Origin of the sequence: Amycolatopsis sp. NPDC059027 (genome assembly GCF_042739735.1) — a bacterium.
GTDB lineage: Bacteria > Actinomycetota > Actinomycetes > Mycobacteriales > Pseudonocardiaceae > Amycolatopsis.
Window position 1 is genome coordinate 1 of sequence record NZ_JBHYIK010000006.1, and the last position, 19,327, is coordinate 19,327.

The window sequence follows — 19,327 nt, forward strand, 5'->3', positions numbered from 1 at the left end:
CTTTCAGTGCATCCAGCGCACTGAAAGCGCCCTTCAGCGCGCCGAACGCACCGAAGGCGTCCTTCAGCACAAGCCGGGGCAGCACACGCCGCGCGGGGGAAAGCAGGTCAGCGGGCGCCGGGGCGGTTGAGGTAGGCCGAGGCGATGGAGAGGACGAAGGCGACGCCGACGATCGCGCTGACCCACCACGGGCCGCCGATCACGAGGTTCCACACGAACGCTGCCGCCATCAGCACGGCCGCGATGATGTTCCGGACCTGCAGCCCGCTCGGTTTCGCCATGTCCCGAGCCTCTCACACGCGTCGGGACGGCTGATCACCACGCGGCGCGCTCGGCGGTTAGAGTTTCTACGCGCCGGGCCGCCGTCACCACGCGCTGGGCTGCCCGCGACCATGCGGCGCGGGCACCGAGCCCAGCGCGGCCGGTTACCACACGGCGCGTTCGCCGGGGTCGAGCAGCCGCAGCCGGTCCGCCAACCCCGCCGCCGCGAACGCGGAAGCCATGTCCGAGGGGCCTTCGCTGAAGTGTTCCCACCCACGCAGATGCAGCGGGACCACCACGTCGGCCGCCAGGATCCGGGTGGCTTCGACGGCGTCGAGACTGGTCAGCGTCAGGGGAGCGCCGTCGAACAACGCTGTCCGCGCCGCGCCGCCGAAGAGCACGGCGAACTCCACCGGCCCGGCGATGCCCGCGATCTCGCGCACGACGTCCAGTGACGCGTTGTCGCCGCTCACGTACACCGTCGGCAGATCCTCGCCGCGCAGCAGGAAGCCGATCACCTGGCCGGTCACCGGCTCCGCGCCGGGCGGGCCGTGCAACGCCGGGACGGCGACGACCTCGACCGCGTCGACCCGCGCGGATTCCCACGGCTTCAGGCCGCGCGCGGCGCCGCCCAGTCGCGACGCCCCGCCGGTGGTCGTGAAGGTCACCGGCACGGAAGCCAGGAACTCCCGGCCTGCCGGGTCGAGGTTGTCGGCATGCTCGTCGTGCGAGAGCAGCACCGCGTCGATGCGGCCCACCTCGGACGCGCCGAGCGCGGGCTCTTCGGTCTTGGTCAGCGGACGGCCGGGCGCACCGCCCTGCACGCCGGGGCCGCTGAACGTCGGATCGGTGAGGAACCGGGCGCCGCCCAGCTCGAGAACGGCGGTCGGCCCGCCGACGAAGGTCACAGCAAAGGTCACGTGCAGCGACAACACCGCGAGCGCCGGAGAACTTCCCGGCGACGAGACCCGCTCAGCACGCCCGCGAGTATTCGACCTGGTCGATCAGGTTGCCCGCGCCGTAGTCGAAGAGACGTGTCTCCCCGGACTCGCTGAAGCCGCACTTACGGTAGAAGCGGCGAGACTGCGGAGTGTCGCGCCACGTCCACAGATGCACCTGGGCGAAGCCGTCATCGGACAAGCGCCGCAGCGTCTCGGTCATCAACGCGGCGGCGATGCCACTGCCCCAGCCGTCGGGGTGGCCGTAGAAGCTGGAGATCTCGGCGAAACCCGGCCGTTCCGAAGACGGGAGCGAATAGGACAACGCCATCGGACGTCCGTCGAGTGCGCCGAGCAACAGCGTTCCCGCGCCTTCGGCGATCCGCGCGTGCCAGCGACCTCGCCTGCTCCGGAGGGCTTGCTCGGCGAACTCCGGATCGAAGGACGGCGCGTACGCCACCTTCCACGCCGCAGTGTGGATCTCACCGAGCACGTCGCCGTCGTCCGGTCCGGCCTCCCGAATCTCGATCATCCGGTAACCCTAGGGCGCCGACTGCCGTCGCGAGCTGATCACCCCGGTGTTGAACCCGGCCAGGTGCAGTCCACCGGCGAAGCGAGCGTGCTCGATCTTCACACACCTGTTCATCACAACGTCCAAACCGGACTCACGGCCTCGCGCTGCGACGTCCTCGTGCCACAGCCCGAGCTGGAGCCACAACGTCCGCGCGCCGACGTCGATGACTTCTTCGGCCACCTGCGGCAGATCGTCGTGCTTGCGGAACACGCTGACCAGGTCCACTTCGCCCGGCACGTCCTTCAGCGACGGGTACACCGGCCGTCCGAGCAGCGTGTCCAGCCGCGGGTTCACGAAGTTGACCTCGTAGCGCGTCGAGGACAGCAGGTACGTCGCGACGAAGTAGCTCGGCCTGGCCGGATTCGCGGACGCTCCGACCAGAGTCACCGACTTGGTCCGCCCCAGGATGCGCCGCCGTTCGACGGCCGAGACGTCGTACGTCATCCGGCCACCGCCTTGTCCAGCGCCTGGTCGAGATCCCAGAGGATGTCTTCGACGTCCTCCAGCCCGATCGACAACCGGATCAGGTCCGGCCTGACCCCCGCGGCCCGGAGCTGCTCGTCCGACAGCTGTGCGTGCGTGGTCGACGCCGGATGGATCACCAGCGTCCGCGCGTCGCCGACGTTGGCCAGATGGGAAAGCAGCTCGACCGACTCGACGAACTTCTCGCCCGCCGCGCGCCCGCCCCGGACCCCGAAGGAGAACACCGCGCCGGGCCCGAGCGGCAGGTATCGCTGGGCGAGCGAGTGGTGCGGATGTCCGGGCAGCCCGGCATAGCCGACCCACTCGACGCGGTCGTCGAGTTCCAGGTATTCGGCGACCGCGCGGGCGTTGGCCACGTGCGCGTCCATCCGCTGCGGCAGGGTCTCGACGCCTTGCAGCAGAAGGAAAGCCGAATGCGGCGAGAGCACTGCTCCGATATCGCGCAACTGCTCCGCTCGCAGCCGCGTGCAGAAAGCGTATTCGCCGAAGTTCTCCCAGTACTTCAGACCGCCGTAGCTGTCGACGACCTCGGTCATCCGGGGGAACTTTCCGTTGCCCCAGTTGAACTTCCCGGATTCCACGACGATCCCGCCGAGCGTGGTGCCGTGCCCGCCGAGGAACTTCGTCGCCGAGTGCAGCACGATGTCGGCGCCGTGTTCGATCGGACGGCACAGGTACGGCGTCGCGAGTGTCGCGTCCACCACGAGCGGAATGTCGTGTGAGTGCGCGAGATCGGCCAGCCCGGCGATGTCGGCGATCGCACCGCTCGGATTACCGACGACCTCGGTGTAGAGCAGCCGCGTCCTGTCGGTGATCGCCGCCGCGTAGTCCTCGACGCGGTCACCGCTCACGAATGTCGTCTCGACGCCGAAGCGTGCCAACGTCCCGGTGAGCTGCGTGACCGTCCCGCCGTAGAGCCCGCTCGCGGACACGATGTGGTCACCGGCCTCGGCGAGCGCGGAGAACGTCAGGAACTCCGCGGCCTGCCCGCTGCCGGTCGCGACGCCGCCGATCGCGCCTTCGAGGCTGGCGATCCGCTCCTCGAACGCGGCCACGGTCGGATTGCCGATGCGGCTGTAGACATTGCCGTACTTCTGCAACGCGAACAGATTCGCCGCGTCCGTGGCGTCCTCGAACACGAAACTGGTCGTCTGGTAGATCGGCACGGCGCGGGCACCGGTCGCCGGATCAGGGGTGCCGCCCGCGTGCAGCGCGCGGGTCCGGAAGCCCCACGTACGTTCGCTCATCGAGCGCCACGGTACTCAGCGTTCCAGGTCGTGGCCATCGATTCCCAGCCGGTGGACCGCGGCGAGATAGTCCGGCACCGCCGAGTCGTCACCGGCATCGGAGATCAGCGCGACATAGCCGTCGGGACGGATCAACACGAGGGTGCGGTCGGTCGCGCCGTAGGCGTCGGCGAGGTGGCCTTCGGTGTCGGCGATGTCGCCGGGACCGGTCGGTTGCCCGACGACCTGGAGGGTCTTGAGGTCGAACGAAGAGGCTTCGACCGCAGGTGTGGCCCCGAAGCTCAGCAAGGTGAAGCGCCCGCCGCGCGTCATCTCGAACAGCCGGTGTTCGCCGTCCACTGTCGTCAGCTTGGTCGCATCGGGGGCGCGGTCACCGGCGCGGAGCGAGGCAGTCTCGTCGCGGTCGTCGCGCGCCAGGGCAGAGCCGCGATAATTCACGCGGAGCTGCATCGTGTTCGCATCGCGGCGGACGGGGATGGCCTTCTTCTCGATCGTCTGCCTCAGGCGGGCGTCCGAGAGCGCGAGCACGCCCGCCGCGACTGGCCGCCGCTCGGCTTCGTAGCTGTCGAGCAACGTCGGCGAGGCGCCGCTGGCGACCGCCGCGAACTTCCAGCCGAGGTTGTGCGAGTCCTGGATGCCGGTGTTCATCCCCTGTCCGCCGGCGGGGGAGTGGATGTGCGCCGCGTCGCCGGCGAGGAACACGCGACCCTCGCGATAACGGTCGACGAGGCGGACGTTGGCGCGCCACAACGACGACCACTCCGGCTCGTGGAGGCGGATGCCGGTGCGGCCGCTCCGCCGATCGAAGATCGTCTGCATGTTCGCGAGGGTGAGTTCGGGGTTCTGTCCCGGCCCGATGCTGGCCTGGTACTGGAAGGCGTTGGTCGAGGGCAGCGGGCAGAGGGTGATGAGGCCCTCGTCGCACAGCCACATGTGCCAGGCGTCGCGATCGAGGCCGTCGACCTCGACGTCGGCGACGATCATCCGCACCTCCTCGCGGGTCTCGCCCTCGAAAGCGATACCGGCCTGCTTGCGGACGATGCTGTGGCCGCCGTCGCAGCCGACCAGCCAGCGCGCGGTGACCGTCTCCGTCTCGCCGCCCTTGACGATCACCGCCGACACACCCTCGTCCGACTGCTCGAAGCTCTCGAACGCACTGCCGAACTCCACCGCTCCGCCGAACTCCGCCAGCCGCAGCCTCAGCGCTTCCTCGATCCGCCACTCGGGTGTGATCAGGCTTGCCGCATAAGGAATGTCGGGGCGATGCTCCAGCGTCTCGCCGCCGCTCGTCGTCACCTGGCCATCGGGAGCGGTCGACCGGATCGGCATCGCCATCCGGCCGTGGGCGAGCACGCGATCGACGATGCCGAGATCGTCGAACACCTCAAGGGTGCGTGGCTGGACGCCCTTGCCGCGCGACCCGGGTCGCGGGCCGGGCGCGGCCTCGATCAGCCGGAACGGGACGCCGCCGCGGGCGAGTTCGCAGGCCAGCGTCAGCCCGGTCGGACCGGCGCCGACGATCAACACCGTGGTCTCTGGCATCTTCTCGTCCCCCTCTGTAAGAGTTGAATCCATCTCTTATGACAGTAGAGGGGGTCGATAAGGAATGCAAACCTTCCTTATGATGGGACCATGACCCCACCTGACGACGCGCCCTCCCGCCAACGCCGTCGCGGACCCGAACTCGAGGCCGCGCTGCTGGACGCGGCCTGGGACGAGCTGGTCGAAGCCGGCTTCGCAAAGCTGACCATGGAGTCCGTCGCCTCCCGTGCCGGCACCGGCGTCGCCGTGCTGTACCGCCGCTGGGCCAACAAGGACGAGCTCGTGCTCGCCGCGCTGGAGCACTACCGGGACAGTCACCCGGTCGACGTCCCCGACACCGGCTCCCTGCGCGGCGACCTCCTCGAAGCACTGACCGGCATGGGTCAGGCTCGCGCCGCCTTCTTCGCCATCGCCGTGGCCGCGGTCGTCTCGGGACTACTGGCCGGAGCCGGGCTCACTCCCACCAAGGTGCGCGACCGGATCATCGGCGACCAACGGCTGGTGCGCGTCCGGACCATCTACCAGCGTGCCCATGACCGCGGCGAGATCGACCTGGAACGGATCCCCGCCGCGGTGCTCGCCCTGCCGTTCGACCTCGTGCGTCACGACCTGCTCATGGACCTCAAACCCGTGAAGCCCGCACGCATCCGGTCGATCCTCGATGAGATCTTCCTGCCCCTCGTCCGACATTATGTCTAGTCGTCGACGTCCCAGGTCTGCTCCTGGCCCTTCGCGGCGTCGCAGGGTTCGGCGGTGACCTTCTTGAAGTCGTAGGACAAACAGGTGTGGCTGCTCGCGTTCTCGAGAAGTCCCTTCGAACGGCCCTCGCCGCGCAATGTCCAGCGCTGCGCGGGCGCGCCGTCGCAGGCGCTGGTGTACACCGACCTGCCGTTGCGGCCCACTTCGAGACAGTGTTTCGAGGCGACGTCCTCGAACACCATGCTGCCCGAGACGCGCCATTGGTGCCTCGGGTCGCAGCGGTAGGTGTCGACGAGGCCGCCGTCCTCGCCGAGGCAGTAGCCGGTGTGGGCGTGCTTGAGCTGATACGGCGGATCGGCCGAGGCCGTGCCGGAGAACGACATGGTGGCGAGCAGGACCGCTGGGACCAGCACACGCGCACGCATCGACGGACACTCCTCACAGTGGTGACAGGTTCACTCTCTGCCTACCGTGCGGTGGTGACCGTGGGAAGTCGCCCGACCGGGGAACGGACGTGGGCCTCAGCCCAGGGCGGCGCGTAACCGTCGGTCGCGTTCGGCGGGGGTCTGGCGCGGACAGCTGGTGCACTTCGGGTTCCCGGCTTCGTAGATCAGACAGCACGAAGCCCGCCGCACGACCGGCGAACGGCCCACGCGGATGAAGCGTGGCGACGGCATCCCGAGCCCGATCGCGGACACCAGCGGGGCAGCCAAACCCATCGCGCGTTCCGGATCGGACGTCCACAGTAGACGGTTGCCGATGGAATCCGTGGCGATCGCCCCCAGCGCCCGGGGATTCGCTCCCGAGACGGAAGCGATGGTACGGATCGCGGTCCCCAAAGTGGCCGAGAACGCGGCGCCCAGTTCAGCCAGATCCGCGGACAACGGGCGGGACGAACGCGCGCCGAGGAATCGGCCGTCCGAAACCATGTCCAGCGAAACGGCGTCCAGCGAAGGATCCATCGCGACACCGGTCGCGATCAGTGACTCCAGCGACGGCGCCACCAGCACCGACGACAGCGAGTACCACCAGATCGTCCCGAGCACTTCCGGCCGCGCGCAGCCGTAGAGTTTCGCCGCGCCGCCGATCCGCGCGCGGACCCACGCGGGATCGGCGAGCAGGGTGGCGGGCTCGGTCAGGTCCGGGGTCATTCCGTCACCGCGCGGTAGACCGACACCGCGAAGGACGTCGTGACGTCGAGCGGGGAGGAGAGCGCTTCGAGGCGGGCGCGCCGGTCGTCGGTCAAGTGATGCGCGGTCGGGCCCATGTCGACGACCTCGCGCACCAGTTCCGGCGAGAATTCCACCCGATTGGTGACCTCGATCCGACTCGTCCGGGTGAAGTATTCGCGCAGGCTGCGCTCCAGCCGTTCGTCCTTCCGTTCGTCCACATCGAGCACGAGATCGCCGAGTTCGCGCAGATGTCCCGCCGTGGGCGTCGCGACCACCAGCAGGCCGCCGGGCGCCAGCACGCGGTGGAACTGCTGGGCGTTACGCGGCGCGAAGACGTTGAGCACCATCGACGCCACCTCGTCGGCCACCGGCCACGGCTCCCACAGGTTCCACACCGCCGCTCCGGCGCGTTCGTGCGCGCGGGCGGCGCGGCGCAGCGCGATCGCGGAGACGTCGAGTGCGAGGCCGGCGGCCTTCGGCGCGGCGTCGAGCGCGTGGGCGAGGTAATAACCGGTGCCCGCGCCAGCGTCGACGATCAGGCCGTCGCCGGCGTGCCTCGCCGCGAGCTTCGCGATGACCTCGGCGAGCGGCTGGTAGACGCCGGATTCCAGGAACGCCGCGCGCGCCGCGACCATCGGCGCGGTGTCGGCCGTCCCGGCCGGGATTCGCGCGTGCAACAGGTTCACGTAACCCTGCTTCGCTAAGTCGAACGAGTGACGCTCGGCGCAACGCAGCGTGCGATCGGCTAACCCGACCGGGTCCCCGCACACCGAGCAGCGCAGGGCGTCCACGACGCGAGGTGGCAGTGGGTCATTGGCCTGCGCGGGGTGAGTCATGGGGATATTCGACCACGACGTTTCGCAATCGGACAGGACACCACAGGTGACGGGAAACCTGGACGTAACAAGAGGGCGACCACAGTTCACCCACGTGAAACCTGATTCGGCGCCCGGTGAAACACCGCGCACCAAAACTTCCCCGTCAGACACCCACGGCACGGGAGGAAGATTGTGCTGAACGCAGGAGATACAGCGTGGGTACTGGTCAGCGCCGCGCTGGTCATGCTCATGACCCCAGGACTGGCGTTCTTCTACGGCGGCATGGTCCGCGCGAAGAGCGTCCTGAACATGCTGATGATGAACTTCATCGCACTCGCCGTCGTCGGAGTGCTGTGGGTGCTGTACGGCTTCTCGATGGCCTTCGGCAACGACGCGTTCGGGGGCCTGCTCGGTAACTTCGACCTCGCGGGACTGTCCAACACGGTCGGCAAGCTGGCCGGTCTCGCCGTCGCGGCGACCGACACCGCGCCCGCCGTCGCGTGGCCGGGGCCGGACGCGCTGCCGGTGCTCGCGTTCGTGATGTTCCAGCTGATGTTCGCGGTCATCACCCCCGCGCTGATTTCCGGCGCCATCGCCGACCGCGCCAAGTTCTGGGGCTGGACGCTGTTCGTCGCGATCTGGGTGACCGTCGTGTACTTCCCGGTCGCGCACTGGGTGTTCTCGTTCGACGGCTTCATGGGCGCGGAGAACGCCGGTGGCTGGATCGCCAACAAGCTCAAGGCACTCGACTTCGCCGGTGGTACCGCGGTCCACATCAACGCTGGTGCAGCGGGCCTCGCGCTCGCCATCGTGCTCGGCCGCCGCAAGGGCTGGCCGAAGGACACCGGACGCCCGCACAACGTGCCGTTCGTGCTGCTCGGCGCGAGCCTGCTGTGGTTCGGCTGGTACGGCTTCAACGCCGGTTCGGCGCTGGCCGCCAACGACGTCGCGGCCGTCGCGTTCACCAACACGACCGTCGCCACCGCGGCCGCCGTCCTCGGCTGGCTGCTGGTCGAGCAGCTCAAGTTCGGCAAGCCCACCACGCTGGGCGCCGCTTCGGGCGCCGTCGCGGGCCTGGTCGCGATCACCCCGGCCGCCGGGTTCGTCAGCCCGCTGGGCGCGATCGCGATCGGCGTCATCGCCGGCGTGCTGTGCGCGCTGGCCGTCAGCCTCAAGTACCGCTTCGGGTTCGACGACTCGCTCGACGTCGTCGGCGTCCACCTCGTCGGCGGTCTCGTCGGCACGCTGCTGATCGGGTTCTTCGCCACCAAGAGCGTCAACTCCGCGGGCGCCGACGGCCTGTTCTACGGCGGCGGTCTCGGCCAGCTGGGCAAGCAGGCACTCGCCGCGGGTGTGGTGCTCGGGTACTCGTTCGTGCTGACCTTCGTCATCGGCTGGGTGATCAAGAAGGCGGGCGGCTTCCGCGTCAGCGCCGAGGACGAGGTCAGTGGTATCGATGAGGCCCAGCACGCGGAGAGCGCGTACGACTTCACGGGCATGGGCGGCGGCTTCGGCCACCCGAGCCCCTTCCCGGCGAAGTCCGCGACCGCCACGAAACTCGAGGAGAGCAAGGCATGAAGCTGATCACCGCGATTGTCAAGCCGTTCACGCTCGACGACGTCCGATCCGCGCTGGAGCAGCTGGGCGTGCTCGGCATGACGGTCAGCGAGGTGCAGGGTTACGGCCGCCAGAAGGGACACACCGAGGTCTACCGCGGCGCGGAGTACTCGGTGGACTTCGTGGCCAAGCTGAAGATCGAGGTCGTCACCGACGATTCGAACGTCGAGAAGGTGCTCACGGCGATCACCACCGCCGCGCACACCGGCAAGATCGGCGACGGCAAGGTGTGGGTCACCCCGGTCGACACGGTGATCCGGGTACGGACCGGCGAACGCGGCTCGGACGCCCTATAGGCGATTCGGATGACCGACGGGGGTGAGCTGGTCAAGGCCACCGAGCGGCTGCTCGAGGGCAGGCATGGACGGCTGGGCGCGGCGGCGTTGCGCGCCGCACTGGTCGACCTCTACGAATTCTGGCTCGGCAAGGGCGCCACGGCGGCCGGTGTCGACACCGCCGATCCCGGTGTCGCGCTGGTCGCCGTCGGCGGCCTCGGCCGCCGCGAGCTGGTGCCGTTCTCCGATCTCGATCTCGTGCTGGTGCACAACGGGAATCCCGACGTCGGGAAGATCGCGGACGCGCTGTGGTACCCGCTCTGGGACGCGAAGGTCGGGCTCGACCATTCGGTGCGCACACCCGGCGAGGCGGTCAAGGTCGCCTCGGAGGATCTGCGCACCGCGATGGGCCTGCTCGACGCCCGGCACATCGCCGGAGACGCCGACCTGACGCAGCGGCTCGCGTCGGCGGCGCGGGACCAGTGGCGGCGGACCGCGCGCAAACGGCTTGGCGAACTGGCCGAGGCGGTGCGGCTGCGTTGGCGGCGTAGCGGCGAAATCGCGCAGTCCGCGGAGCCGGATCTCAAACATGGCAGGGGCGGACTGCGGGACTTCGCGGTGCTCGAAGCGCTGGCGGCGGCCCAGTTGACCGCGCGCCCCGGCGAAGAACTCCTTGCGGCGAAGGAACTTCTGCTGGACGTCCGCACCGAGCTGCGGCGCGAGCTGCGTCGTGAGCGGGACGTGCTGGCCGCGCCGGAGGCCGAACTGGTGGCCGCCGAACTCGGCTTCGGCGATCGATTCACCTTGGCGCGTAAGCTTTCCGGGGCGGGCCGGACGATCGCGTATGCGGTCGACGTCGCGCTGCGATCCACTGTGGATCCACCGAAGTCACGGTTCGGGCGACGTCCGGTGCGAACGCCGTTGGCGGAAGGTGTCGTGCTGCACGGGAACGAGGTCTCGCTCGCGCGGGACGCTGTTCCCGCGCGCGATCCGGCGTTGCTGCTGCGGGTCGCCGCGGCTTCCGCGCGGACCGGGAAACCGATTGCCCACGGGACGTTGCGGGCGCTCGCGGAGTCGGCGCCGGAACTGCGGGCGCCGTGGCCGGAGGACGCGCTGAACGCGCTGGTGGAGCTGCTGGGCGCGGGGGAGGGGATGGTCGACGCCGTCGAGGCGCTGGACCGGACCGGCCTCTGGGCGCGGCTGTTCCCGGAATGGGGCGCGGTGCGCGACCTGCCGCCGCGATCGCCGGTGCACGCCTGGACTGTCGACCGGCACCTGGTGCGGGCGTGTGTCGAGGCGGCGAAGCTGACCACCACGGTGGCGCGGCCGGACCTGCTGCTCATCGGCGCGTTGCTGCACGACATCGGGAAGGGCCGCGATGCGGACCACTCCGAGCTGGGCGCGGCGATCTCGGCACAGGTCGCGACCAGGCTCGGACTGTCCGAAAAGGACGCCGCGACGGTGTCCGCGATGGTGCGGCACCATCTGCTCCTGCCGCACACCGCGACGCGGCGGGACATCGGCGACCCGGCGACGGTTTCTCGCGTGGTCAAGACGTTGGAAAATGACACCCTGCTCATCGAGCTGCTGCACGCCCTGACCAAGGCCGATTCGCTCGCGACCGGACCGGGCGTGTGGACCGACTGGAAGGCCAGGCTGCTCGCCGAACTCGTGTCCGGCTGTGAGGAAGTCTTGCGGGGCAAGGGTTTCTCGGAACCCGGGCCGATGGACGACGAACAGCGGGAGCTGGTCGCCGCGGCGGCGGCTTCGGGGCGCGGTGAGGTCCACATCAGCGCCCACGGCAAGATCGTCACCGTGGTTCTCGCCGTCCCCGCGCGGGCCGAACTGCTCGCGCCCGCGGCCGGGGTCCTCGCGCTGAATTCGCTGGAAGTGCACTCGGCGTTGCTGCGGGCGCACGAAGGCGGACGCGCGGGTGTGTTCACGGCGTCGCCGAAGTTCGGCTCGCTGCCCGACGTCACGTTGCTGCGTGAGCAGTTCGCGCGGGCGGTGGCGGGCACTTTGCCGCTCACCCAGCGGCTCGCGGCGAAGGAACGTGACTACGGCGCGGTGGTCGCCGTCGCCGAACCGAAGGTGCTGTGGTTCGACGACGAGACGAGCGGGCCGGACACCGTCGTGCTGGAACTGCGGGCGACCGACCGGATCGGCCTGCTGTTCCGGATCGCCGGGGCGCTGCGCCGGTGCGAGGCCGAGGTCCGCTGGGCCAAGGCCGCGACACTGGGCGGCGCGGTGGTCGACTCGTTCGCCGTCACCCCGCGCACCGGCCGGATCGACCCGGAGTGGCGCGCGAAAGTGGAACAGGCGGTGCTGGCCGCGGCATCGTGATCGGTGTCTTGCGCGGGGCGCTTCGAGAGACTAGGCAACTGCCATGGACATCAAGCGCCTCGCGCGGGACGAGCGGCTGGACTTCGCGGCATTCCTCGAAACGCTGACACCGGAGCAATGGGACGCGCCGACGCTGTGCGAGGGCTGGAGCGTCCGCGACGTCGTCGCGCACGTGATCAGCTACGACGAACTGACCCCGCGCGACCTGGTCCGCCGCTTCGCCAAGGGCCGGTTCACGCCCGGCAAGGTGAACAGCGTCGGCGTGACCGAGTATGTGCGGCGCGGCCCGGACGAGCTGGTGGCGTTGCTGCGGAAGTACGCCGAACCGCGCGGGTTGACCGCGGGGTTCGGCGGCGGGATCGCGCTGACCGACTGCCTCATCCACCAGCAGGACATCCGCCGCCCGCTCGGCCTGCCGAGGCAGGTCCCGGGGGAGCGGCTGCTGCCCGCACTGCGGCTGGCGCTGGTAGCCCCGGTCATCCGGGGGTTCTGGCGGATCAGGGGTGTCCGGCTGGTCGCCACCGACCTCGACTGGTCCGCCGGTTCCGGGCCCGTGGTCCAAGGGCCCGCCGAAGCCTGTCTGATGGCCCTCGCCGGACGTCGTGGTGTCACGGGCGAGCTTTCCGGGCCAGGACAAGCGAAACTCGCGGCCCGCCTCGGCTGACGCTCCGGGACGCTAGCCGAGGTCGACGACCTCGTGCAGGCCCAGCTTGCGGTTGAGTGCTCCGGTCGCCCGGGTGACGACGGCGCGCGGCAGCAGCCGGGGGAACCAGGCCATGGTCCGGTTCAGCACCCGGCTCACGGCCCGGCCCGGATAGGACACCGCGCGCCGCCGGGCGTAGTCGTCGAGCGTGCGGGCGGCGACGGCCGCGTTGATCGTGGCCGAGGTGCCGTGGAGGAAGCCGGTCGCGATCGGGCCGGGGTGCGCGGCCATGACATGGACACCGGTGCCGCGCAGTTCCACGGCCAGCGCCTCGGTGAAGGAGAGCACGAACGCCTTGGTCGCGGCATAACTTGCCTGGTAGGGCATGGGCTGGAAAGCGGCGGTGGAGGACACGTTGATGACGCCGCCGCGGCCGCGCGCGACCATTTCGGCCCCGAGTGCGTGGGTGAGCGCGAGCAGGCCGCCGACGTTGAGCCCGACCGAGCGCAGCTGCGGTGCGAGCGGGCGGTCGAGGAACGGGCCCGCGCCGGCGTTGTTGAGCAACAGGTCGACGATCAGGCCGCGGTCGCGCAGCTCCGCGAGGACCCGCTCCGGACCGTCCTCGGCGGTGAGGTCGGCGGCGATCACCTCGGCCACCGGGCCGCCGTGCCGCTCAGCCAGGTGTTCGGCGAGTTCCCGCAGGTCCGGTTCCGAGCGGGCCAGCAGGATCACCCGCGCTCCGGCGAACCAGCTCCTCGGCGTACGCCCGCCCCAGCCCCCTGGACGCACCGGTGACGAGCGCGGTGAGGCCGCGATAGCCGTCTTTCACAGGATCCTCCACTAGTTCGAGCCTTGAAGTATCGAGGTAGCAGAATCCTTCGAGGCTCGAAACATAGGTAGGATGGGGGCATGTCCGCGCCCGATCTCGTCACCGCGATCGCCGCGACCTACGACATCTGGATGCGGACCGTCACGCAGATCGGGCCGGTGCTGGCGGAGCACCGCCTGACCCCGGCGACGTTCCAGGCGTTGTGGGCGATCGACCCGGACGAGCGGCCGCCCTCGATGAAGGCGCTGGCCGAACGCCTCCACTGCAACGCCCCGAATCTGACCTTCGTGAGCAACCAGCTCGCCGACCGGGGCCTGGTGGAGCGCGCCGTGGACCCGGCCGACCGCCGCTCCCGCGTGCTGGTCCTGACCGCCAAGGGCCGCCGGGTCCGCGACGAGGTGGTCCGCGCCGCCCTGGCGGGGACACCGCTGGCGGCGCTAGCCGACGGCGAGCTGCGCCAGTTGGTCACCCTGCTGAACCGTGTCCTCCCGCCCGGCTGAGCGCGCTTCGGGGTGTCGGCCGGGCCGCCGGGAGCGTCGATGGCAAGATGACGGACCGATCGGCTCGGACGGGTTTCGGCGCGAAGGGCGGTGAGTGGTGCTGGAGCACAATCCCCCGCGGCTTTCGCTGCCCCCGACCGTCGTCGCCTCCCACCTGCGCTCCTGCGCCGAAGAACTCGCGGATTCCCTGCGCGCCACCGGTTCCGCGGCCACCGCCGCCGAACTCGCCGAGGTCGTCACCCAGCTGGTCGCCGGGCAGCAGGCTCTCGCGAGCGCTCTGGCGGGGCTGGCGGGCCGGGTCGACGCCGGGTCGGGCGTCCTCGCGGCGGCACCGCCGGTGGACGTCGAGGTGGTCACCGAGGTACTCCGTGCGGCGGCCACCGCGGTCGGCTGTTCGGCCGACGCGCTCGGTGAAGCGGTCCCGTCATTCGAATGTCTGAGCGAATCCGTGGGCCCTGACACCCGTTTGTAGCTGTCCGCCGCCGCGTCCCCGTGTCTAGCCTGGAGCTGCGGAGGTGGGCGCCATGCGGGCGGTGTGGAAAGGCACGATCGGCTTCGGCAGTTACGCCATTCCGGTGAAGGCCTACGGGGCCACCGAGGAACGCGGCGTCGCGCTGCACCAGGTGCACGAGCCGGACGGCGGACGGGTCCGGGTGCGGCGGGTCTGCGAGGTCGACGGCGCCGAGGTTCCGGCAGGGGAGATGGTCAAGGGTTTCCCGGTCCCCGGTGGCGACGTCGTCCTGCTGACCGAACAGGAACTCGCCGGGCTGCCGCTGCCGACGGCTCAGTCGATCGACGTCTGCGGGTTCGCGCCGCTGGAGGCGATCGACCCGGTGTACTTCGCGAAGAGCTACTACCTGGAGCCGGAACCGGCGGGCACGAAGCCGTATGTGCTGCTCAGCGAGGCTTTGCAGCAGTCAGGCCGGGCCGCGGTGGTCAAGGTGGCCCTGCGGCAGCGCGAGACGCTCGGCGCGCTGCGGGTGCGTGACCAGGTGATCGTGCTCGAAACCATGTTCTGGCCCGACGAGATCCGCACGCCCGATTTCCCGTTCCTGCACGAGGACGTCGAGCTGCGCGAAGGGGAACTGCGGCGCGCGGTGAACCTGATCGAGGAGCTGACCGGCGATTTCGACCCCGGCCGCTACGCCGATCGCTATCGTGAAGCGCTGGAAGCCTTGATCCAGGCGAAGATCGACGGCTCCGACGTCGTCCAGCCGACCGCCGCCGAGCAGGCCGAGGGCGTCACGCGGTTGCTGGCGGCGTTGCAGCAGAACGTCGTCGAGTCCACGCGGGCGCCGGAAGCCGCCGTCGGGCGGGCGAAGGCCGCCGCGGAGAAGGCCGCGAAAGCCAAGGGGCGTGCGAAAAAGGCGTCGGCGAAGGTCCGGGGCCGGGCGAAGTCCGCGCGCTGAGCGCGTTCTGAGTAGGACTACTCATCCCGGAATAGGGGAGTTCACGCTGCCCCCGGCGCCGGTGCGCCCGGCAGACTCCTTCTCGCGCGGACGGTTCCCGGGGAGGTGAGCCTTCCGCCCTCAGGGCTCCGGGGCCCGGTCCGCGGGGGAGCGGCCCGGCTCCGGAGTTCGGCCCGGAAGGTGCTGAAGGACGCCTTCAGCGCATCTAGTGCACTGAAAGCGTCCTTCAGCGCGCTCGGTGCACCGAAGGCGTCCTTCAGCGCACGCTCGCTCAGACCAGGGCGACGGCTTTCTGGAGGACTGCCGCCGGGCTCGGCTGGTTCGCCATCTCGTCCCGGACCTCCGCGGCGGCCTGGGCGAACGCCGGTTCGGTGAGCAGCCGCTCCACCAGGCCCCGCATCGTCGCGACGTCGGTCGTGGCGGCGTCGCAGCGCAGCCCGACCCCGCGTTCGGCGACCCGGTCGGCGGAGAGGAAGTTGTCCGCGAACGACGGGAGTACGAGCTGCGGGACGCCGTAGTACAGCGGCGCGGCGGTGGTGCCGGAACCGCCGTGGTGCACGATCAGCGAGCACGTCGGCAGGAACATCGACAGCGGCACGAACCCGGCGGGCCGCACGTTGGCGGGCAGGGTGCCGAGCGAGGAGAGATCCGCCGACCCCGCCGCGAGGACGACCTCGACGTCCAGCTCCCCGAGCGCCTCGACCACGACGGTCAGGTTGCTGGTGCCGGACAGGAACGGCACGACGGTGCCCAGCGTGACGCACACCCGCGGCCGTTCGGTGTGCTCGAAGACCCACGGCGGGGCGACGGCGCCGCCGTTGAACGGCACGTACCGCATCGGCCACCACGGCGCGCCGTCACGGGGATCGGCTTCGTCGCCGGTCATCCCGCCCATGCTCGGGGCACGCGGGTCGATCCGCGCGAGCACCTTCGCCGGTCCGGCCTCGAAGCCCAGCTTTTCGGCCAGGTGCTGCGAAAGCGGGTCGTCGGTGGCGAAAGTCGAGTGCTCCCGCCGCCATTCCTCGTCCCGCATGGACCACGAGACGCGGTTGCCGACTTCGAGCACCGGGAGACCGAGCGCGGTGGCGGCCAGCGCGCCCGCGGCGTGGTCGGACGTGGTGACGATCAGCTCGGCACCGAACGCCCTGGCCGCGGCGACCGTGCCCTCGGTCATCGTCAGGGTGAAGACCCCGAACGGGTTCCCGGTGGCGGCGACCAGCTTCTCCTCCTCGGAGAGATCCTCCTCGGCGGGGGGTGTGCTGCCGGGGCCGACCCTCGCCATCAGTTCGGCCCAGACGTCGCGGTCCGGGAAGACGTCGACGGCCGGGAGGCCGGCCCGGGCACCGGCCTCGGTCATCTCCGAGGTCGTCGCGAGCAGGATTTCGTGACCCGCCGCGCGGGCGGCCCAGACGAGCGGGACGAGCGGCAGCATGAGCCCGTAGCCCGGCGCCGCGCAGAACATGATCTTCATTTCGGCTGTTACCCCCTTGATCCAGGACGCAGCCTAGCCAGCCGCCCGCACGGCGACGACCCGAATACTGTGCCGTTCGTGACCAATCCGACCACAGTCACGGCCGAATGACTTCGTAGCAACGGTTACCTGCCGCGCAGGGGGCGGCCTGCTTTTGGCCGGATTGGTAACGCCGGTGCCGCTCAGCAGTCGGCGACCCGCACCAGCAGCTCCGAGGCCAGCCGCAGTAGCTGTTGTTCGGTCGGGGACAGCGTCCGCGCCATCGCGTCGGCCAGCCAGCGTTCGCGGCCGATGCTGTACTCGCGCAGCTCCACCCGCCCTGCCGGGGTGATGTCGATGAGCGACCGCCTGCCGTCCGCCGGATCCGGGGTCCGGGTGACGAGGCCGCGTTCGGCCAGCGAAGCGAGCACGCGGGTGAGCGACTGCGGCTGGATCCGTTCCGCGTCGGCCAGCTCCTTCGGGCTGTGCGTGCCGGCGCGATAGAGCCTGCTCAGCACCGCGAGCACCACCGGGCCGGGGCCGCCCTTGTCGCGTTCGGCCCGCATGCGCCAGTTGAGCCTGCCGACGCTCTCCCGGACGTGCCGCGCCAGCTCGGCCAGCTCGTGGTCCGCGACGGCTTCGCTCTGCATGACCCCCAGGTTAGGCGGACGGCTCGCGGAGCAAACGGGCGTACCGGCCGTCGAGCCGCAGCAGCTCGTCGTGGGTGCCGCGCTCCACGATCCGCCCGGCGTCGAGCACCACGATCTGGTCCGCGTGCTCCACAGTGGACAGACGATGCGCGATGGTGATCGTCGTGCGGCCGGTCGCTAGCCGGTCCAGCTCCGCCTGCACCGACCGTTCCGTGCGGTTGTCGAGCGCGCTCGTCGCCTCGTCGAGGATGAGCACGGGCGGGTTGCGCAGCAGGATGCGCGCGATCGCCATCCGCTGTTTCTCCCCGCCGGAGAACCGGTATCCGCGCTGCCCGACGACCGTGTCGTATCCCTCGGGCAGCGCGGCGAGCGTGTCGTGGATGTGCGCGGCCTTCGCGGCGCGCTCGATCTCGTGGTCGGTGGCGCCGGGTTTGGCGAACCGCAGGTTCTCGCGTACCGACGCGTGGAACAGGTACGTCTCCTGCGACACGAGACCGATTCCGTTCGCGAGCGAGGCGAGGGTGACGTCGCGGACGTCGGCGCCGTCGATGCTCACTCGCCCCTCGGTGACGTCGTACAGCCGTGCCACGAGGTACGCGAGCGTCGTCTTCCCCGAGCCGGTGGAACCGACGAGCGCGGTCGTGGTCCCCGCCGGGACGTCGAGATCGATGTCGCGCAGGGTCCACGCGGCACCTTCTTCGTACCGGAACGAGACCCCGCGCATCGAGACGTCGCCCCGGCGCAGCTCCAGCTTCTTCGCGTCGGATTTGTCGGCGATTTCGACCGGCAGGTCCAGGACTTCGAAGATCCGCGCGAACAACGCCTTGGACGTCGCCACGTTCTGCCCGATCGACTGCATCGCCGTCGCCGGCGCGACGAGCCGGTTGAGCAGGCTCGTGAACGCGACCACGGTGCCCAGCGAAAACGGCGTCGCGCCGCCGGCGAGCGCGAGCCCGGCGATCCAGTACACCAGCGCCGGGATGATCGTCAGGCTCATCGTGCGCGCGGCGACCTGCCAGCGTCCGGCCAGCGCGGCGTTGCGCTCCAGCGACGCGATCTCGCGGGATTCGGCGGCGAACCGCTCACGCAGTGCCCGCTCGTTGCCCATCGTCTTGCCGAGCAGCACCCCGGCGACCGACAGCGACTCCTCGACCATGGTGGTCAGCCGTGCCATCCGGCGCGTCCGGCCGCGGGCGAGCGTGCGGCGCTTCTTGCCGAGCCGCAGCGTGAACAGCAGGAACAACGGCACCACGACCAGCGACAGCAGCGCGAGCTGCCAGTCGAGCAGGAGCAGGGCGCCGGCGATCGCGAGCGTCGTGGTGCCGTTCTGCACCACCGAACCGGCCGTCGTGGTGATCACGTTGTCCACGCCGCCGATGTCGTTGAAGACGCGCGAGAGCACTTCGCCGGTCTTCGTCCGCGTGAAGAACGCCAGCGACATCCGCTGCAGGTGGCCGTAGACCGAGACCCGCAGTTCGTTCATGACCCGCTGGCCGATGGTGTTGGCCAGCCCGGTCGTCGCGACGCCGAGCGACCCGCTGCCGAGCGAGGCCAGGATCATCCCGGCCGCGAGCAGGCTCAGCAGCAGCGTGTCCCGGTGCGGCAGGGCGTCGTCGAGGATCTCGCGAAGCAGGAACGGCGAAACGATGCCCAGGCCCGCCTGCAGCACGAGCAGCACCAGCAGCCCCGCCATCGCCCGCCGGTGCGGCCCGAACAGGCCCGCGATGCGCCGGAACGGGACGTGCTCGGTGGCGTCTTCGGCCGGTTCCGTGAGCATCGCGCGGGTGCTCGTCGCAGAAGTCATACATGTATGTTTACTAAATTGAGGGGCCTTGGCTACTGATTTTCGTGGTCTGCCAGGAAAAATGACAGTCAAA

At 70.1% G+C, this 19,327-nt stretch carries 21 protein-coding genes; 8 read left to right on the forward strand and 13 right to left on the reverse strand.

Annotated features, from left to right (window positions below; genetic code table 11):
- Positions 1 to 107: 107 nt before the first annotated feature.
- From ACFWY9_RS05795 to ACFWY9_RS05820, 6 genes are all read right to left on the reverse strand, one after another.
- Positions 108 to 281 (reverse strand): hypothetical protein, encoded by a 174-nt coding sequence (locus ACFWY9_RS05795; RefSeq protein WP_378327351.1) that lies wholly within the window; start codon positions 279 to 281, stop codon positions 108 to 110.
- Positions 282 to 425: 144 nt separating this feature from the next.
- Positions 426 to 1,181, reverse strand: a complete 756-nt coding sequence (locus tag ACFWY9_RS05800) for an MBL fold metallo-hydrolase (RefSeq protein ID WP_378338254.1) — start codon at positions 1,179 to 1,181, stop codon at positions 426 to 428.
- A gap of 52 nt (positions 1,182 to 1,233) precedes the next feature.
- The gene (locus ACFWY9_RS05805; protein WP_378338255.1) at positions 1,234 to 1,731 is read right to left on the reverse strand and encodes a GNAT family N-acetyltransferase; all 498 of its coding nucleotides are present in this window, start codon (positions 1,729 to 1,731) and stop codon (positions 1,234 to 1,236) included.
- Positions 1,732 to 1,740: 9 nt separating this feature from the next.
- Positions 1,741 to 2,217 (reverse strand): CoA-binding protein, encoded by a 477-nt coding sequence (locus tag ACFWY9_RS05810; RefSeq protein WP_378327348.1) that lies wholly within the window; start codon positions 2,215 to 2,217, stop codon positions 1,741 to 1,743.
- Positions 2,214 to 3,503, reverse strand: coding sequence for an O-acetylhomoserine aminocarboxypropyltransferase/cysteine synthase family protein (locus tag ACFWY9_RS05815; protein WP_378338256.1), 1,290 nt, complete (start codon positions 3,501 to 3,503; stop codon positions 2,214 to 2,216). Before ACFWY9_RS05815 ends, ACFWY9_RS05810 begins: the two co-directional genes overlap by 4 nt.
- Before the next feature lie 15 nt (positions 3,504 to 3,518).
- Positions 3,519 to 5,078, reverse strand: coding sequence for an FAD-dependent oxidoreductase (locus tag ACFWY9_RS05820; RefSeq protein WP_378338257.1), 1,560 nt, complete (start codon positions 5,076 to 5,078; stop codon positions 3,519 to 3,521).
- A gap of 57 nt (positions 5,079 to 5,135) precedes the next feature.
- Here ACFWY9_RS05820 and ACFWY9_RS05825 point away from each other — a divergent pair, with 57 nt between their 5' ends.
- Positions 5,136 to 5,744, forward strand: a complete 609-nt coding sequence (locus ACFWY9_RS05825) for a TetR/AcrR family transcriptional regulator (protein ID WP_378327345.1) — start codon at positions 5,136 to 5,138, stop codon at positions 5,742 to 5,744.
- Here the strand turns inward: ACFWY9_RS05825 and ACFWY9_RS05830 are convergent.
- The 3 genes from ACFWY9_RS05830 to ACFWY9_RS05840 form a co-directional block, all read right to left on the reverse strand.
- A complete protein-coding gene (locus ACFWY9_RS05830) occupies positions 5,741 to 6,169 on the reverse strand; it encodes a ricin-type beta-trefoil lectin domain protein (protein ID WP_378338258.1) in 429 nt (142 codons plus the stop codon). The genes ACFWY9_RS05825 and ACFWY9_RS05830 overlap by 4 nt on opposite strands.
- 96 nt (positions 6,170 to 6,265) lie before the next feature.
- Positions 6,266 to 6,895, reverse strand: a complete 630-nt coding sequence (locus tag ACFWY9_RS05835) for a (2Fe-2S)-binding protein (protein WP_378327343.1) — start codon at positions 6,893 to 6,895, stop codon at positions 6,266 to 6,268.
- Positions 6,892 to 7,752, reverse strand: a complete 861-nt coding sequence (locus ACFWY9_RS05840) for a putative RNA methyltransferase (protein ID WP_378327342.1) — start codon at positions 7,750 to 7,752, stop codon at positions 6,892 to 6,894. The genes ACFWY9_RS05835 and ACFWY9_RS05840 overlap by 4 nt, the downstream gene beginning before the upstream one ends.
- Positions 7,753 to 7,926: 174 nt before the next feature.
- On the opposite strand from ACFWY9_RS05840, the gene ACFWY9_RS05845 reads away from it, so the two are divergent.
- From ACFWY9_RS05845 to ACFWY9_RS05860, 4 genes are read left to right on the forward strand one after another with little or no spacing between them, the layout of a single operon-like run.
- Positions 7,927 to 9,312, forward strand: a complete 1,386-nt coding sequence (locus ACFWY9_RS05845; RefSeq protein WP_378338259.1) for an ammonium transporter — start codon at positions 7,927 to 7,929, stop codon at positions 9,310 to 9,312.
- A complete protein-coding gene (locus tag ACFWY9_RS05850) occupies positions 9,309 to 9,647 on the forward strand; it encodes a P-II family nitrogen regulator (RefSeq protein WP_378327340.1) in 339 nt (112 codons plus the stop codon). The genes ACFWY9_RS05845 and ACFWY9_RS05850 overlap by 4 nt, the downstream gene beginning before the upstream one ends.
- 9 nt (positions 9,648 to 9,656) lie before the next feature.
- Complete coding sequence (locus ACFWY9_RS05855) at positions 9,657 to 11,969, forward strand: [protein-PII] uridylyltransferase (RefSeq protein WP_378338260.1); 2,313 nt, start codon at positions 9,657 to 9,659, stop codon at positions 11,967 to 11,969.
- A 43-nt stretch (positions 11,970 to 12,012) separates the two neighbouring features.
- Positions 12,013 to 12,633, forward strand: a complete 621-nt coding sequence (locus tag ACFWY9_RS05860; RefSeq protein WP_378327338.1) for a maleylpyruvate isomerase family mycothiol-dependent enzyme — start codon at positions 12,013 to 12,015, stop codon at positions 12,631 to 12,633.
- A gap of 12 nt (positions 12,634 to 12,645) precedes the next feature.
- On the opposite strand, the gene ACFWY9_RS05865 is transcribed toward ACFWY9_RS05860, so the two are convergent.
- Entirely contained in the window at positions 12,646 to 13,344 is a 699-nt protein-coding gene (locus ACFWY9_RS05865; RefSeq protein ID WP_378327337.1) for an SDR family NAD(P)-dependent oxidoreductase, read from the reverse strand.
- 177 nt (positions 13,345 to 13,521) lie between these two features.
- Between ACFWY9_RS05865 and ACFWY9_RS05870 the strand changes: the two genes are divergently transcribed.
- The 3 genes from ACFWY9_RS05870 to ACFWY9_RS05880 all read left to right on the forward strand — a co-directional run bounded on the left by ACFWY9_RS05870 (position 13,522) and on the right by ACFWY9_RS05880 (position 15,350).
- The gene (locus tag ACFWY9_RS05870) at positions 13,522 to 13,941 is read left to right on the forward strand and encodes a MarR family winged helix-turn-helix transcriptional regulator (RefSeq protein ID WP_378327336.1); all 420 of its coding nucleotides are present in this window, start codon (positions 13,522 to 13,524) and stop codon (positions 13,939 to 13,941) included.
- A 94-nt stretch (positions 13,942 to 14,035) separates the two neighbouring features.
- Positions 14,036 to 14,413, forward strand: coding sequence for a hypothetical protein (locus ACFWY9_RS05875; RefSeq protein WP_378327335.1), 378 nt, complete (start codon positions 14,036 to 14,038; stop codon positions 14,411 to 14,413).
- A gap of 52 nt (positions 14,414 to 14,465) precedes the next feature.
- On the forward strand, positions 14,466 to 15,350 hold the full coding sequence (locus tag ACFWY9_RS05880; protein WP_378338261.1) for a Ku protein: 885 nt from the start codon (positions 14,466 to 14,468) through the stop codon (positions 15,348 to 15,350).
- A gap of 271 nt (positions 15,351 to 15,621) precedes the next feature.
- Here ACFWY9_RS05880 and ACFWY9_RS05885 read toward each other — a convergent pair whose 3' ends face one another.
- The 3 genes from ACFWY9_RS05885 to ACFWY9_RS05895 all read right to left on the reverse strand — a co-directional run bounded on the left by ACFWY9_RS05885 (position 15,622) and on the right by ACFWY9_RS05895 (position 19,254).
- Positions 15,622 to 16,821: a nucleotide disphospho-sugar-binding domain-containing protein gene (locus ACFWY9_RS05885; RefSeq protein WP_378338262.1), complete on the reverse strand. Its 1,200-nt coding sequence runs from the start codon at positions 16,819 to 16,821 to the stop codon at positions 15,622 to 15,624.
- Between the two features lie 182 nt (positions 16,822 to 17,003).
- Entirely contained in the window at positions 17,004 to 17,450 is a 447-nt protein-coding gene (locus ACFWY9_RS05890; protein WP_378327332.1) for a MarR family winged helix-turn-helix transcriptional regulator, read from the reverse strand.
- 10 nt (positions 17,451 to 17,460) lie between these two features.
- Complete coding sequence (locus ACFWY9_RS05895) at positions 17,461 to 19,254, reverse strand: ABC transporter ATP-binding protein (RefSeq protein WP_378338263.1); 1,794 nt, start codon at positions 19,252 to 19,254, stop codon at positions 17,461 to 17,463.
- Between the last annotated feature and the right edge of the window lie 73 nt (positions 19,255 to 19,327).

What these genes read in the sequence shown, in the direction of transcription:
- ACFWY9_RS05810 (WP_378327348.1), bottom strand. Translation starts at nt 2,217, where the DNA reads ATGACGTACGACGTCTCGGCCGTCGAACGGCGGCGCATCCTGGGGCGG.
- ACFWY9_RS05895 (WP_378338263.1), bottom strand. Translation starts at nt 19,254, where the DNA reads ATGACTTCTGCGACGAGCACCCGCGCGATGCTCACGGAACCGGCCGAA.
- ACFWY9_RS05885 (WP_378338262.1), bottom strand. Translation starts at nt 16,821, where the DNA reads ATGAAGATCATGTTCTGCGCGGCGCCGGGCTACGGGCTCATGCTGCCG.
- ACFWY9_RS05855 (WP_378338260.1), top strand. Translation starts at nt 9,657, where the DNA reads ATGACCGACGGGGGTGAGCTGGTCAAGGCCACCGAGCGGCTGCTCGAG.
- ACFWY9_RS05795 (WP_378327351.1), bottom strand. Translation starts at nt 281, where the DNA reads ATGGCGAAACCGAGCGGGCTGCAGGTCCGGAACATCATCGCGGCCGTG.
- ACFWY9_RS05870 (WP_378327336.1), top strand. Translation starts at nt 13,522, where the DNA reads ATGTCCGCGCCCGATCTCGTCACCGCGATCGCCGCGACCTACGACATC.
- ACFWY9_RS05805 (WP_378338255.1), bottom strand. Translation starts at nt 1,731, where the DNA reads ATGATCGAGATTCGGGAGGCCGGACCGGACGACGGCGACGTGCTCGGT.
- ACFWY9_RS05850 (WP_378327340.1), top strand. Translation starts at nt 9,309, where the DNA reads ATGAAGCTGATCACCGCGATTGTCAAGCCGTTCACGCTCGACGACGTC.
- ACFWY9_RS05830 (WP_378338258.1), bottom strand. Translation starts at nt 6,169, where the DNA reads ATGCGTGCGCGTGTGCTGGTCCCAGCGGTCCTGCTCGCCACCATGTCG.
- ACFWY9_RS05815 (WP_378338256.1), bottom strand. Translation starts at nt 3,503, where the DNA reads ATGAGCGAACGTACGTGGGGCTTCCGGACCCGCGCGCTGCACGCGGGC.
- ACFWY9_RS05890 (WP_378327332.1), bottom strand. Translation starts at nt 17,450, where the DNA reads ATGCAGAGCGAAGCCGTCGCGGACCACGAGCTGGCCGAGCTGGCGCGG.
- ACFWY9_RS05880 (WP_378338261.1), top strand. Translation starts at nt 14,466, where the DNA reads ATGCGGGCGGTGTGGAAAGGCACGATCGGCTTCGGCAGTTACGCCATT.
- ACFWY9_RS05835 (WP_378327343.1), bottom strand. Translation starts at nt 6,895, where the DNA reads ATGACCCCGGACCTGACCGAGCCCGCCACCCTGCTCGCCGATCCCGCG.
- ACFWY9_RS05840 (WP_378327342.1), bottom strand. Translation starts at nt 7,752, where the DNA reads ATGACTCACCCCGCGCAGGCCAATGACCCACTGCCACCTCGCGTCGTG.
- ACFWY9_RS05860 (WP_378327338.1), top strand. Translation starts at nt 12,013, where the DNA reads ATGGACATCAAGCGCCTCGCGCGGGACGAGCGGCTGGACTTCGCGGCA.
- ACFWY9_RS05820 (WP_378338257.1), bottom strand. Translation starts at nt 5,078, where the DNA reads ATGGATTCAACTCTTACAGAGGGGGACGAGAAGATGCCAGAGACCACG.
- ACFWY9_RS05825 (WP_378327345.1), top strand. Translation starts at nt 5,136, where the DNA reads ATGACCCCACCTGACGACGCGCCCTCCCGCCAACGCCGTCGCGGACCC.